The 13,657-nt window shown below is 42.4% G+C and carries 16 protein-coding genes, 1 pseudogene and 2 riboswitches; of the genes and pseudogenes, 14 read left to right on the plus strand and 3 right to left on the minus strand.

Features of this window, described 5'->3' with window-relative positions; all coding sequences use genetic code 11:
• Positions 1–15: 15 nt before the first annotated feature.
• Both BIV59_RS04670 and BIV59_RS24200 read left to right on the plus strand, forming a co-directional pair.
• A pseudogene (locus BIV59_RS04670) lies at positions 16–231 on the plus strand (cytidine/deoxycytidylate deaminase family protein); the annotation flags it as partial.
• Positions 232–636: 405 nt separating this feature from the next.
• The gene (locus BIV59_RS24200; protein ID WP_276205121.1) at positions 637–771 is read left to right on the plus strand and encodes a hypothetical protein; all 135 of its coding nucleotides are present in this window, start codon (positions 637–639) and stop codon (positions 769–771) included.
• Between the two features lie 187 nt (positions 772–958).
• On the opposite strand, the gene BIV59_RS22680 is transcribed toward BIV59_RS24200, so the two are convergent.
• Positions 959–1,258 carry a TIGR04104 family putative zinc finger protein gene (locus tag BIV59_RS22680; protein ID WP_083392048.1) on the minus strand — a complete coding sequence of 100 codons (300 nt, stop codon included), beginning with the start codon at positions 1,256–1,258 and terminating at the stop codon, positions 959–961.
• Between the two features lie 264 nt (positions 1,259–1,522).
• Between BIV59_RS22680 and BIV59_RS04675 the strand changes: the two genes are divergently transcribed.
• The 9 genes from BIV59_RS04675 (at position 1,523) to BIV59_RS04715 (ending at position 6,537) form a co-directional block, all read left to right on the plus strand.
• Positions 1,523–1,912: a barstar family protein gene (locus BIV59_RS04675; RefSeq protein WP_071350290.1), complete on the plus strand. Its 390-nt coding sequence runs from the start codon at positions 1,523–1,525 to the stop codon at positions 1,910–1,912.
• A 423-nt stretch (positions 1,913–2,335) separates the two neighbouring features.
• A complete protein-coding gene (gene comGA / locus BIV59_RS04680) occupies positions 2,336–3,406 on the plus strand; it encodes a competence type IV pilus ATPase ComGA (RefSeq protein WP_071350291.1) in 1,071 nt (356 codons plus the stop codon).
• Positions 3,393–4,424: a competence type IV pilus assembly protein ComGB gene (comGB, locus tag BIV59_RS04685; protein ID WP_071350292.1), complete on the plus strand. Its 1,032-nt coding sequence runs from the start codon at positions 3,393–3,395 to the stop codon at positions 4,422–4,424. Before comGA ends, comGB begins: the two co-directional genes overlap by 14 nt.
• Before the next feature lie 12 nt (positions 4,425–4,436).
• The gene (gene comGC, locus BIV59_RS04690) at positions 4,437–4,745 is read left to right on the plus strand and encodes a competence type IV pilus major pilin ComGC (RefSeq protein WP_071350293.1); all 309 of its coding nucleotides are present in this window, start codon (positions 4,437–4,439) and stop codon (positions 4,743–4,745) included.
• The gene (gene comGD / locus BIV59_RS04695) at positions 4,720–5,196 is read left to right on the plus strand and encodes a competence type IV pilus minor pilin ComGD (protein ID WP_170846082.1); all 477 of its coding nucleotides are present in this window, start codon (positions 4,720–4,722) and stop codon (positions 5,194–5,196) included. Before comGC ends, comGD begins: the two co-directional genes overlap by 26 nt.
• A 109-nt stretch (positions 5,197–5,305) precedes the next feature.
• The gene (locus tag BIV59_RS23165) at positions 5,306–5,518 is read left to right on the plus strand and encodes a hypothetical protein (RefSeq protein WP_139194304.1); all 213 of its coding nucleotides are present in this window, start codon (positions 5,306–5,308) and stop codon (positions 5,516–5,518) included.
• On the plus strand, positions 5,502–5,936 hold the full coding sequence (gene comGF, locus BIV59_RS04705) for a competence type IV pilus minor pilin ComGF (protein ID WP_071350296.1): 435 nt from the start codon (positions 5,502–5,504) through the stop codon (positions 5,934–5,936). The genes BIV59_RS23165 and comGF overlap by 17 nt, the downstream gene beginning before the upstream one ends.
• Entirely contained in the window at positions 5,929–6,309 is a 381-nt protein-coding gene (gene comGG / locus BIV59_RS04710) for a competence type IV pilus minor pilin ComGG (protein WP_071350297.1), read from the plus strand. The genes comGF and comGG overlap by 8 nt, the downstream gene beginning before the upstream one ends.
• 51 nt (positions 6,310–6,360) lie before the next feature.
• Positions 6,361–6,537 carry a YqzE family protein gene (locus BIV59_RS04715; RefSeq protein WP_071350298.1) on the plus strand — a complete coding sequence of 59 codons (177 nt, stop codon included), beginning with the start codon at positions 6,361–6,363 and terminating at the stop codon, positions 6,535–6,537.
• 80 nt (positions 6,538–6,617) lie between these two features.
• Here BIV59_RS04715 and BIV59_RS04720 read toward each other — a convergent pair whose 3' ends face one another.
• Both BIV59_RS04720 and BIV59_RS04725 read right to left on the minus strand, forming a co-directional pair.
• On the minus strand, positions 6,618–7,433 hold the full coding sequence (locus BIV59_RS04720) for a YqhG family protein (protein ID WP_071350337.1): 816 nt from the start codon (positions 7,431–7,433) through the stop codon (positions 6,618–6,620).
• Positions 7,411–9,099, minus strand: coding sequence for a DEAD/DEAH box helicase (locus tag BIV59_RS04725; RefSeq protein ID WP_071350299.1), 1,689 nt, complete (start codon positions 9,097–9,099; stop codon positions 7,411–7,413). The genes BIV59_RS04720 and BIV59_RS04725 overlap by 23 nt, the downstream gene beginning before the upstream one ends.
• A 268-nt stretch (positions 9,100–9,367) precedes the next feature.
• Positions 9,368–9,456, plus strand: a riboswitch (glycine riboswitch).
• A gap of 3 nt (positions 9,457–9,459) precedes the next feature.
• Positions 9,460–9,537: riboswitch (glycine riboswitch) on the plus strand.
• A gap of 118 nt (positions 9,538–9,655) precedes the next feature.
• Between BIV59_RS04725 and gcvT the strand changes: the two genes are divergently transcribed.
• Genes gcvT through gcvPB form a run of 3 tightly spaced genes read left to right on the plus strand, consistent with a single transcriptional unit; the run spans position 9,656 to position 13,579 of the window.
• Positions 9,656–10,762, plus strand: coding sequence for a glycine cleavage system aminomethyltransferase GcvT (gene gcvT / locus BIV59_RS04730; RefSeq protein WP_071350300.1), 1,107 nt, complete (start codon positions 9,656–9,658; stop codon positions 10,760–10,762).
• Positions 10,763–10,779: 17 nt separating this feature from the next.
• Positions 10,780–12,126, plus strand: a complete 1,347-nt coding sequence (gene gcvPA, locus BIV59_RS04735) for an aminomethyl-transferring glycine dehydrogenase subunit GcvPA (protein WP_071350301.1) — start codon at positions 10,780–10,782, stop codon at positions 12,124–12,126.
• Positions 12,119–13,579 (plus strand): aminomethyl-transferring glycine dehydrogenase subunit GcvPB, encoded by a 1,461-nt coding sequence (gene gcvPB, locus BIV59_RS04740; protein WP_071350302.1) that lies wholly within the window; start codon positions 12,119–12,121, stop codon positions 13,577–13,579. The genes gcvPA and gcvPB overlap by 8 nt, the downstream gene beginning before the upstream one ends.
• Positions 13,580–13,657 lie beyond the last annotated feature (78 nt).

The following is a 13,657-nucleotide window of genomic DNA, read 5'->3' on the forward strand; positions in this document are numbered from 1 at the left end:
GAGAGGTCGATTATTATGTTAGAAGTAAGACCATTAGAGAGTATAGATTATGAATTGATTAAGGAAGCAGAAAAAGTTATTGAAAAGAATTATAAATATGAACGACATCACATCGATTCAGCGGTGAGGACAAAAATGGGAAATGTATACTCGGCGGTACACGTTGAAGCAAATGTAGGAAGAATTACAGTATGTGGCGAAGCAATGGCTATTGGTAAGTCTATATCCGATCATTAAAAATAGTAGAAATACTCTTTGATTGTCTTATAAAATAGTGAGGGTCATAATTATGAAATATAAAACTAAATTAATTGTGCTGATATCTCTTTATTTAATCTGGATTATAGGTACTGCAATACCCGTAATGTTCCCCTTAGGAAAAGATTATAATGAAGAGCAACCCGAGTACCATTATTATTCTTTTACAGTCCTCAAAATAGGTTTTTTTACAATTCCACTATTTTTCTTATGCACTCCAATTAGAAGATACTTCATTCCAATGTTTCTATTTTTGTGTTTTACAGCTTACTTATTAATACTTTGGATTTTTGAACATTCATTTCACCCCAGGATAATTTAATGACAAGACCTAAAATATATTAAAGCTAAGATTTTAGCTGAAAAGGAGCGAAGAATATGTTCTTGTTATGGATTGCTGGATTCCTAGCTGCTGTGATTTGTGTTATTGGAGTAGATAATTACATTCATAAGAAAAGTAACTCACACTTTGAGGATGTTGATAAAGGAATTAAAAACGCTACAAGTGCATAGCAGACTTATACTGAGAGTGCACACAATGTCAAGAAAGAACACTATGAAGGGTTCAGCGGACGCGGCAATTAAATAATAATAAAAAAGCAACCGTTTCCCTTATAGAAACAGTTATTTTAATTATATTAAACCAATGGGTGTGTTAGTCAGATAGTTTTCAATGATAATACAGATTGATGATTATTCATCAAGAAAGTTCCTCTTTATCAGATAATTTTATGGAGAATGGATGTAGAAGTATAACTATGATTAATAAGGCGATTGACAATAATACTACGATAGAAATTGATAAATCAAATACTATGGAAAATATTATTGAAATAATCACAAGAGGGAGAAGGAACGAAATTGTAGTATATCTTGATGCTTTCCTTTCGTATTGAATTTTTCCACAATGATTACATTTCATACTTTTATGGAATGTTAATAATTGTTTTACGGTATAGTACCAAGACCATTCATTGCCACAGTTCTGACAAATGGGCACTTCGATTTCCTCCTAGTCAATTGAACGTGATTTTTTTATATAGCACTAAGGTTCCAATTCTATTAACTCTTCTCTAAATGGAATTATAAAAATCCGAGAAATAACCCTCTTATTTATTAATACTTTCAGTACCCCCTTAAATCGGTTTTTAAGCTTTATAATATAAACTATTTCTTCTTTAACTATCGGTGCTTTAGTTGAAGAAATACCTACAAGAAGAACTCATTAATTAGGAGCAACTACTGTTTCGATGGTGGCTAAAAAATGGTCGATGTCTTCATCATTGATGGAGAGAAGTTTTCTGACTTTAAGGGGTTTTGTAAGGAATTTTCAAGTGCAGTTCTCTTTGGGAAATATGAATGGAACGAAAGTCTAGATGCGTTTAATGATATTTTGCGTGGGGGCTTTGGAGATATAGAATTTGGAGAAGAATACACAATTATTTGGAGAAATTCTGTTAAGTCAAAAAGAGATTTAGGATACGGAGAAACAATTATTAAACTGAGTGAAAGATTGAAAAATTGTCATCCCACTAATAAAGAAAATGTGACTCAAGAAATAAAAAATGCAAAGATGAACAAAGGTCCAACTATATTTGACTGGATAGAAGAAATTATCCTTGATAACAGTAATGTAACACTGATTAAAGGGTAATCCTTGTTCAGGTAACAAGTGCCGCGACCAGACAAACAATATACACGCAAAATAATTTTTGACTTAAATCACTTTGGCATAATGTGATGGGCCTGAATATTTATAAGAAAGAAAAACCACCGTACATAAATTTGTTCGGTTGTTTTGTTTTGAATAAAAAATAAGTCCCTACATAAATGGTTAAATCTCAATGACTCATTTTCTTCCTTGTCTCAAAAATATAGATGCTGCATTTAAGTTGTTGTGATTTTTAGGGTTGATGTATCAAGGGTTTGTGTCAATCTCTGCCTCACTTTATATGAAGAGTTACATGCTGCAGGTGCAGCGCAGTATGAATGATTTTAAAATAAATCAAGAAAAAAGAAGGAATGTCGGAGATTTTGCCGAAATATATAGTTATTCAAATAAGGAGGTGTAAAATGGTTGGAATCCATTGAAAAAACAGCAGATCATATATTATCAAGCGCTATCCGCTTGTCTGCTTCTGATATCCACATTCTTCCCCGCAAGGAAGGCCCGCTCGTCCAGTTCCGCATAGATAACAAGCTGTATCCCCAGGAAGTACTCACCCAGGATGAATCGGACAGGCTCATATCCCATCTTAAGTTTCTTGCATCGATGGATATAGGCGAAAAAAGAAGGCCGCAGAGCGGTGCAATCACCATGACTTTGGACAACAAAGCGGTCGGCCTCAGGCTGTCGACACTTCCCGCATCTTATTCAGAAAGCCTTGTGATCCGTTTGATCCCGCAGCATGCAATCCTTCCTCTTGAACGTTTATCGCTCTTTGGCAGCACTGCCAATAAACTCATCGCTCTCCTTAAACACTCCCATGGCATGATCATCTTTACCGGTCCAACTGGAAGCGGCAAAACGACCACCCTTTACTCCCTGCTCCACCACGCAAAAGAAATCATCAACCGAAATGTCATCACACTTGAAGATCCCATAGAAAATGAATCTGAAAAAGTGCTGCAGGTGCAGATTAATGAAAAAGCCGGCATTACGTATTCAGTCGGGCTTAAGGCTGCATTGAGGCATGACCCGGATATAATAATGGTCGGTGAAATCCGGGATGCGGAAACAGCCAAAATCGCCGTAAGGGCAGCGCTGACAGGGCATCTTATATTGACGACCATGCATACACGTGATGCAGAAGGAGCGGTTTACCGCCTGATGGAATTTGGCGTAAACTGGCTTGAAATACAGCAGACACTTATTGCTGTAACTGCACAGCGGCTATTAGAGCTAAAATGCCCTTTTTGCAAAGGGGTGTGTACAGAAGAATGCGAGGACAAAAAAAGAAGCAAGCGGGCAAGCGTGTATGAATTGCTGTACGGAAAAGAGCTTACCCGTGTGCTGCAGACAGCGAAGGGCGAAAAAGGAAAAATAAAGTATCGTACACTTAAGGACGAAATCAGCAAGGCAGTGGCCATGGGCTATGTAAAACAAGCGGAATTTGACCGGCTGGTGCATGAAGATGAAGCGAAGTAAATGGAATATGAAGGAACAGGCACTGTTATTAACGAGGCTCGGCGATTTGCTGGAAAATGGATATCCGCTCTCACAGGCGCTGCACTTTCTGAAACTCCAGGAAACGAAGAAAAAGTCGGCAGATTTAGAAAACGCCCTTTTAAGCCTGCGGGACGGAAATCCGCTTCATTCTGTGTTAAGCGAGCTTCGCTTTCATCCCCAATTAATCAGCTACATATTTTATGCGGAACACTATGGACAGCTGGCAAAGGCGCTTAAAGATGCAGGATCCTACTGGCAGAAACGGGCTCAGGATATGGAGAAAATCAAGAATTTGCTTTTTTATCCGATTTTCCTGCTCGTGTTTGCAGGCAATGTTTTTTATGTGCTTCAGAAGGTCCTGATCCCTAAATTCCAGGTTCTCTTTCAATCGATGGACGCCAAAGAAAATGCATTTATGAATCTGGTTCTCAGCTTTACAAAAATCCTCAAGGAAGTTCCATGGATACTGGGCATTCTTCTATTCATCATTCTGCTATTAAGGCAGTTCTGGTTCAGGAAGCTTTGCCCCTTGAAACAGAGGAGCCTCATGCTTCGCATCCCCATTGCCGGTTCTTTCATCCGGTTATTCGAAACCCACTTTTTTGCCAGCCAATTCAGCGGTTTGCTGTCTGGCGGGCTCTCCATTAATGAAAGCATCACATTATTTTCAAGAAATCAGCAGCAGCCGTTTTACAATAAGCTTTGCACCAGGATACGCGAAGAATTGACGGAAGGAAAATCCCTCGAGAAAATCATAGGGGAGATGCCTTACTTTGAGAAGCATCTTGGCATTATTACCGCAAACGGGCAAAAGCATGGACGGCTGGATCAGGAGCTGTTTCATTACAGTTCCTATCTGCTGAAGAAAATAGAAGAAAGGATGGCCATGATTGTAAGGATCATACAGCCTTTGCTGTTTTCTATTATCGGATTACTGGTTGTTTCCATTTATCTGGCCGTACTCATGCCGATGTTTTCATTGCTTGACGGAATTTAAGGAGGAAAAACGATGAATGAAAAAGGTTTTACCCTTATTGAAATGCTCATTGTATTATTAGTCATCTCCATTTTGCTGATTATAACGGTCCCGAATATCACCAAGCATCAATCAACCATTCAGACAAAGGGATGCGAAGCCTTTTCGAAAATGGTGCAGGCTCAGGTTGAGGCCTATCAGATCGACCATAATAAGCTTCCCTCTGGAGTTGCCGAGTTAAAAACAGAAGGCTATCTGAAGGAAACCACCTGTCCAAATGGGTCAGCGGTTACTATTGATACAAGCGGACAGGTAAGTGTTTCGGATAATGGCGGAAAATGATATTTGCCTAAAGAAAATGAAGTATGAAGGTGGCTACACGCTCGCTGAGATGCTGATCGTTTTAAGCATCTTCATCTTAATCTATTCTGTCTCCTGGGGGCTTTATCCGAGGTTTATGGACCATCAGGAAACAAGGCAATTCCTCACTGATTTAAACGATGATATTTTGTATGCCCAGCAATACGCCATCAGCCACCAGGCATATACCAGTTTTGCGATAGATTCGGCTCTTTCAAAATATCAGATATATACGATGGAAGACGGAGTTGTAAAAAGCAGGGAGATTCCGCATGATGTTGATTTTGTAAAGGGGACCATGAACTTAATTATTTATTTCACCTCCAACGGCAATGTATCCATAGCAGGTGCCTGGTTTATTTTTACCCCTGATGGCACATACAAATTGACCCTTAACATTGGCAAAGGAAGGTTCCGAATTGAAAAACTCTAGCGGCTACATTTATCTGGAAATGCTCGCTTCATTTTTTCTATGCGTCTTCCTGGCAGTGTCTATCTTACCGATAATGAGCAAAATCCGGCATGACCGGAGTGATCTTTTCATGAAGACAGAAGCTTATCATCTGCTTTATGAGCAGCTTGATGCGTATATGGATGGAGAGGGACAGGCATCAGGCAGTCTTAAAAGCAGAGGGCACAGCTATATATTAACCTGGAGGGAATCTTCGGTGTCCCAGGGGATGATGGAAGGGTGCATAACATATAAAAAAGCAAACGGGCGGGAAGAAACATTTTGTGATGCTGCGAAAAGATGACGGATTTACCATGGCGGAGATGCTGGCATCTCTTGTTGTTCTGCTGTCCATTTCGTCTCTTGTTCTGCAGATGGCTGCCTTTCTTCATACCAGCCTTGGATCCAGGAGCAGCATCAACCCCAGGGAATGGGAAATTTGCATTAACCAGATAAAAAGGGAAGTCAGGCAGTCAACAAGCCAGGAGGCATCCGGTGACACGGTGTATTTAGTCGTCGGCAGCGATGTGGTAAGCATCGAGAAATACCAGGATAAGTTAAGAAGGAAATTGAACGGTGCAGGCTATGAGGTTCTTTTGCAGAACATAAAAAGCTTTTATGCAAAAAAAGAGGGGAAGTCGATTGTTTTGACAGTGACAGACAAGGAAGGGGCTTCCTTTTCAAGAATTCTGAGGCCCTATATAACGAGCAGGAATGAATAATCAAAAAGGCATGGTTTTTCCGATCATGATGGTGGTTGCTGCAGCTTTCATTTCAGCAGCACTATTTGCAATCGACCGGTATGTGCCTGATAAGAAGTTTCACAAAGAGACAGAAGAAAAGCTTGTGAACGACCATTTACTGAAGCTTGCAGCCAAGGATCTTTCTATCATGCTGCCCAAGGATATTACAGGGAAAATCAGCACCGGAATTTTCTTTTATCAAAATGGGGACGTGTATTATCAGGTGAAAAAACAGAGCCCGCAAATCGTTCAGACTACGCTTTTTGCCACTACAAAATCCGGCCGCAAAAGTGAATCCGTTTTTATTTTTAATCTATCTTCGGCCAAAATCACTGAATGGAGGGAGAGGTAGCGTGTAATAAAAAGCTGGCGATTTGTGCATACTTGCTAATGGGTGATAAAGATGTCAGCGAATGATTATATTAAATTTTTAACGCAGCAGTTTGTGATGTATACAAATGTGCCAAAAAATCAGCGCAAAGAGCAAAAACAGATGAAAAAGGAAAACAAGCAGCCCTTTATGAGCACTTGGTTTGGCGTTGTGCCTTTTGCTTTAAGAATGCTGATTAAAAGGAAGTAAACATGCCCTTTCCTGCCGAAAGGGTATGTTTAATTGAAAAAACCGGAAAACAGGCGACTATCCCTGCTAACCGGTCTTTTTTATGCATGGATTTTTTGCCTGTAAAAGGAATCTGTTAAATAAAATAATCCGCCATTTACAATGGAGATGTCGATTTTCGGTTCATATTGAGCACGAAGCGCTTCTTTTTCTGTATAATAACTTTCATTTTTTTCTTCCATATCTTCATAGAAATGCTCCAGAAGCTGAAGATCTGCATTCCAGCGGTTTATCGCTTCTTCTGCCCAGGAATGGTCATCAGTTTCCACATAATTTTTCCGGATGAAGGTATCCAGGCGCGACAGCCCGCTTTTATGCTTGATAAGCGGCGAAAGCGTAAAAGAAAAATCCGGAATTTTCGGTGTCATTTTTAAGGAGAGGACTTTATCATGAAATTCATCCAGCACTTCTCCTGAGATTAAATTGAGGGCAACAGATAAGAAGACATCCTTCTTCCTGTCGCACTGATAAGAAACCTTCACATTCAAATTCAGCCAAGGAAACAGGGAGTGTTTAGCAGTTCCCTGCTGCTGGATGTCTTCATAAAGTCTGATGAATCCGGCGAGCTCCTTTGTAGAAGCAAAAATCTGGTGAAGACGCGGCGAACCGAAGTGTATCACTTCGCCTTTAAGATCTTCTGGTGCCTGGGCTGAATCCGTGATTAATGTCAGCTTCTGAGGGTTGGGCTCGCCTCCGGTTTTTTCAAGATAGTGCCAATAGAAAGGACGGTTCATCAGCGCTTTATCCATTTCCACCGTAAGCTGGACAACAAGATGGGAGCTGTGGTCCTCGAGAATTTCACACTGGTTGGACTGGAAGTACTTTTTTAGGAACTCATGGATTTCCTGCTGCTGCAAAGTGATCACCATCCTTCATTTCCTGCGCAAATTTAATAAGCGACGAAAGATTTTCCATTTTAATTTTCATTTCTCCTTCTGTCCGGGACTCCCCGACAACGTCTACCAGATATTCCTCTATGTTTCCGATATCCAGTTTTGTCAGGATATCATCAAGCTCGCCGATTACCTTTTCAAATAAATTGATTTTTTCATACAAAAGCTTCAGGATATGTTCTTCGACTGTATCCTGGGTGGCAAAGTTATAAATTCTTACATCTTCTTTTTGCCCAAGCCTGTGAATACGGCCGATTCTTTGTTCAAGCCGCATCGGGTTCCAAGGGAGGTCAAAATTGATCAGATGATGGCAAAATTGAAGGTTGATCCCTTCGCCGCCTGCTTCTGTTGCAATCAACACCTGTGTCCGGTTTTGGAAGAGCTCGCGCATCCAATCCTTTTTGCCTCGTTTGAAGCCGCCCCTGAAGGGAACCGAATTGATGCCATGCTGCTGCAGATACCACTGAAGATAAAGCTGTGTTGCCCGGTATTCAGTGAAAATGATCACTTTATCATTAATTTTCTGTATCAGCTCCAGTGCCTTCTCAGCCTTGGAGTTCCGTTCTGTTTCATTCACCAGTGTGAATAAATGATCAAGTCTTGCTGAAAATTCCTCCGGAGGATTTTCATATTTGCCTTTCATCTTCTTTAATGTATAAAAAACCGCTTCCCGGCTGCTGCACGCTTCTCTTTGCAATGTGAGCGACGAAAAGGCACTTCCGGTTTTTTCTCCTGAGTCCGGCTTGAAATTCGTGACTCCATCATATAGGGCACGCTCTGTAGGCGACAGCTCGATGATGATGGTTTCCACAATCCTTTTGGTCCACTCGATGCCGGTATCGGCCCGGCGGTTTCGAATCATGACGGTATTTACCAGTTCTTTCAGATGTTCATCATCATTCAGGCTTCTGCCTTTGCCTTTATATTTCTCGGCAAACAGGGCGGCATTGCCCAGGTGGCCCGGCTTCAGGAGGGAAACAAGATGAAAGATTTCCTCGGGTTTATTCTGAATCGGTGTTGCCGTCAGAAGCAGGCAAAACTTCTTCTTCAAATTCTGTGCAAACTCATAGTTTTTAGTTTTATTGTTCTTGAGTTTATGTGCTTCATCAATAATGATCATATCGTATTCCTGCTGAAAGATGATGTCGCGGTGCGGATCTCGCTTTGCCGTATCGATCGAAGACACCACACAATCACAGGCTTCCCACACATAGCTTTTTTTCTGGGCAACTGCAGGAATGTGGAACTTGGTATTCAGTTCAAACGCCCATTGGCTGACAAGGGAAGCGGGTACAAGAATCAGGACTTTTTTAACCAGGCCGCGGATCATGTATTCCTTTAATATAAGCCCTGCTTCAATCGTCTTTCCAAGCCCTACCTCATCGGCAAGGATCGCTTTGCCATTCATTTCTTCCACTACCTGTTTTGCTGCCTCAAGCTGATGGGGAAGCGGGACTAATTGCGGCAGATGCTTTGGCGCCTGCAGACCTTCAAAATCCGGGACAACGAGCCGCCTTTCGATATCTGCGGCCAGTTTATACAAGTCCCAGTTCGCCCATGGCCCGTCTTTTTCAATCTTTTGTAAAAACTCTTCTCCCCAGTCTTGATCGAAGCTTATTTCAATCTTCATGGTCTTGCCCCCTAAGCAGAATGAATAATGAGATATCTATAAAATTGAGCTAAACACGAACATTAGAAGGTTGAAAAATAAAATTAGTAAGTTGTTTGCGTTTTCAAGATAAAAGTTATTGCGGAAAAAACATTCTTAATGGTAGGATGGGAATAGAATTTGAGTTTTACAAATTTTCATACTGGCAGAAAACATACCTGCAGTTTCTAAATGATTGGATTGCTGGTTTTCTCATAGTATGTACAATGGGTCTTTAAAATATAAGCGGATGAAGGCATGGGGAGAGACTGCATGGCGCAGCGCCGAAGGAGCAAGCTTAACAGCGAATCTCTCAGGCAAAAGAACTCTTGCTGGACGCAGCTCTGGAGAGAGTCCGCGTTACGGGACCACCAAAGGGGAAAGCCTACTAAAGGTAAACTTTCAGGTTTCAGGACAGAGAATTATGCCCAAAGAGGGCAGCTCTGTCCTTTTTTATGCCCTTTTTTCTAAGAAAGCTGAAACGTTGTATGAGCCGCAAAAGAAAGATTTTTAATCTTATTTTTAAGGAGGCAGCATTTTGACAGAATTAAAAAGAACACCATTATTCGAAGTGTACCGTGAGAGCGGGGGCAAAACGATTGATTTTGGCGGGTGGGAATTGCCTGTCCAGTTTTCCGGAATAAAAGAAGAGCATGAAACCGTCCGTACCAAAGCAGGACTATTCGATGTATCTCATATGGGTGAATTTGAAGTGAAGGGACCCGGAAGCATTGAATTTCTTCAGAAGATGCTGACAAATGATATCCTGAAGCTGCAGCCCGGCGGAGCCCAATATACGGCCATGTGCTATGAAAATGGCGGAACTGTTGATGATTTGATCGTATATAAAAAATCGGATGAAGAATATCTTCTGGTAGTCAATGCTGCTAATATCGATAAAGATTTTGATTGGCTTCAGGCAAGCAAAATAGAGAATGTTGAATTGACAAATGTTTCTTCCCATTATGCCCAGCTTGCACTTCAGGGCCCGGCAGCGGAAACCGTGCTTCAAAAATTATCTAAAAATACTGATTTGAGTGAAATAGGGTTTTTTAAATTCAAGGAAGATGTTGACTTGAACGGAATCACAGCCCTGGTTTCAAGAACGGGCTATACAGGCGAGGACGGATTTGAAATTTACTGTGAAAGTGCATCCGGTCCAGCTCTTTGGCGGGAGATCCTTGCTGCAGGCAAGGAGGAAGGCATCCTTCCTATTGGGCTTGGAGCCCGGGATACGCTCCGGTTTGAAGCCAATCTTGCTCTATATGGACAGGAGCTTACAGCTGATATCACTCCGATTGAAGCGGGAATCGGCTTTGCTGTCAAAACCGATAAAGAGGCAGATTTCTACGGGAAATCTGTTTTAAAGAAGCAAAAAGAAGAAGGAGCCCCAAGAAGAAGCGCTGGAATTGAAATGATAGACAGAGGGATTCCGCGCCATGGCTACCCTGTATTTTCCGGGGGAGAGCAGATTGGTGAGATCACTACAGGCACCCAGTCTCCGACACTGAAGAAAAATGTGGGACTTGCCCTATTAAAAAGGGAGTTCACTGAAATTGGCACAGAAGTGGAAGTCGAAATCAGGTCAAAAAGATTAAAAGCTAAAGTCATAGCGACACCTTTTTATAAAAAACCGAGAAAATAGAGGGGAATGAATGATACATGACGCATCGCTATCTGCCGATGACAGAGCAAGACAAAAAAGAAATGCTGGCTGAAATCGGTGTTTCAGCCGTTGATGAGCTTTTCAGCGACATACCGGAAAAAGTCCGTTTCCAGGGTGAATATAACATCAAACCGGCCAAAGCCGAATCATCTCTCATTAAAGAGCTTACAAGAATGGCTTCGAAAAATGCCGACACAAAAAGCTATGCATCATTTCTTGGTGCAGGTGTTTATGATCATTATGCTCCTATTATCGTTGATCATGTTATTTCACGTTCAGAGTTTTATACAGCATATACACCATACCAGCCGGAAATCTCACAGGGAGAGCTGCAGGCCATTTTTGAGTTCCAGACCATGATCTGTGAGCTGACGGGAATGGATGTTGCCAATTCCTCCATGTACGATGGCGGCACCGCTCTTGCCGAAGCGGCGATGTTAAGCACCGGGCATACGAAAAGAAAGAAAATCCTTCTTTCCAGTGCTGTGCACCCTGAGTCACGGGAAGTGGTCAAATCATACGCAAAAGGCCAGAATGTGGAGGTCATTGAAATTCCTTTCAGTGACGGAATCACCGACCTTGAGGCATTAAAAGAGCAGATGGCGGATGATATTGCAGGAGTTATCGTGCAGTATCCGAATTTCTTCGGCCGTATTGAGCCGCTGAAAGAAATAGAAGAAATTGTTCATTCTGTGAAATCCATGTTTATTGTTTCATCGAATCCGCTTGCACTCGGGGCATTGACGCCTCCAGGCAAATTCGGGGCCAATATCGTAGCGGGTGATGCCCAGCCATTCGGGATTCCCCAGGCTTTTGGCGGTCCGCACTGCGGCTATTTTGCCGTAACGAATAAATTAATGCGGAAGGTTCCAGGGCGTCTTGTCGGCCAGACAGTGGACGAAGACGGAAAACGCGGATTTGTGCTTACCCTGCAAGCAAGAGAACAGCATATCAGGAGGGACAAGGCAACATCCAACATTTGCTCAAACCAGGCCTTGAATGCCCTTGCTGCCTCAGTAGCCATGACAGCACTTGGCAAAAAAGGCGCGAAGGAAATTGCTGTGCAAAATATCCAAAAAGCCTTTTATGCGAAGAAAGCACTGAAGGAGAAAGGCCTGGAAGTTATCTTTGATGGCCCGTCATTCAATGAATTTGTCGTTAAACTTCCTGCATCATATGAAGATATCAATCAAAAATTATTTAAAAAAGGCATCATCGGCGGTTTCGATTTGGGCCGGATCTATCCTGATCTAAAAGATCACATGCTTGTTGCGGTCACAGAATTAAGGACGAAAGAGGAAATTGACGCTTTTGCCAAAGAACTGGGGGATAGCCATGAATAACCAAGATCAGCCGTTAATTTTTGAATTAAGTAAACCAGGAAGAATTGGCTATAGCCTGCCTGAAATGGATATTGAAGAAGCAAAGCTTGAAGACTTGCTTCCTGAAGGATATCTAAGGGAAGAAGAAGCAGAGCTTCCTGAAGTTTCAGAGCTGGACATCATGCGCCATTATACAGCTCTGTCCCACCGGAACCATGGTGTTGATTCAGGCTTTTATCCGCTCGGTTCATGTACAATGAAGTATAATCCGAAAATCAATGAACAGGCAGCCCGCATCTCAGGCTTTGCCCATATCCATCCGCTTCAGGATGAAGGAACCGTCCAGGGAGCGCTTGAATTGATGTATGACCTGCAGGAACATCTTATTGAAATCACTGGCATGGATCAGGTAACCCTGCAGCCTGCTGCTGGTGCTCACGGGGAATGGACAGGTTTAATGATGATCCGTGCTTTCCATGAAGCAAATGGAGACCATGGGCGCACTAAGGTAATCGTCCCGGATTCTGCGCATGGAACAAACCCTGCTTCAGCAACAGTAGCCGGCTTTGAGACGGTTACTGTAAAATCCGATGAAAATGGACTGGTCGATCTTGAGGATTTAAGAAGGGTCACTGGTCCTGATACAGCAGCATTGATGCTCACCAATCCAAATACACTGGGCTTGTTTGAAGAAAATATTCTTGAAATGGCTGCAGTCATCCATGAAGCAGGAGGAAAGCTGTATTATGACGGAGCCAACTTGAATGCAGTACTGTCTAAGGCACGTCCTGGCGACATGGGATTTGATGTGGTGCATTTAAATCTGCATAAAACATTTACAGGCCCTCATGGCGGCGGCGGACCCGGCTCTGGCCCGGTCGGTGTGAAAAGCGACCTCATCCCATTCCTGCCAAAACCTCTTGTGGTAAAGAAAGACGGAGGGTACGGCTTTGATCATGACCGCCCGCAGTCGATCGGCCGTGTAAAGCCTTATTACGGCAACTTTGGAATCAATGTCAGAGCATATACGTATATCCGTTCCATGGGGCCGGATGGACTTAAGGCTGTCACAGAAAATGCGGTCATTAATGCGAATTATATGATGCGCAGGCTGGCTCCGTACTATGACCTGCCGTTTGATAGGCATTGCAAGCATGAATTTGTCATCAGCGGAAGACGCCAGAAAAAGCTCGGCGTACGGACGCTTGATATTGCAAAAAGGCTGCTTGATTTTGGATACCATCCGCCAACCATCTACTTCCCGTTGAATGTGGAAGAATGCATGATGATTGAACCGACGGAAACAGAATCCAAGGAAACCCTTGATGCATTTATCGATGCGATGATCCAGATAGCCAAGGAAACAGAAGAAAACCCTGAAATCGTGCAGGAAGCACCGCATACGACCGTCATTAAACGGCTGGATGAAACACTTGCTGCCAGAAAGCCGGTCCTCAGGTATTTAAAGCAATAATAGAGGTAAAGGCTGACTTGCCTTAAACAGGTTAAAGATGCCTTCCTTGCTGAGTATCCAGTTTAGTTTATACTAAAC

The sequence above is a fragment of the Bacillus sp. MUM 13 genome (genome assembly GCF_001866725.1).
Lineage (GTDB): Bacteria > Bacillota > Bacilli > Bacillales > DSM-1321 > Peribacillus.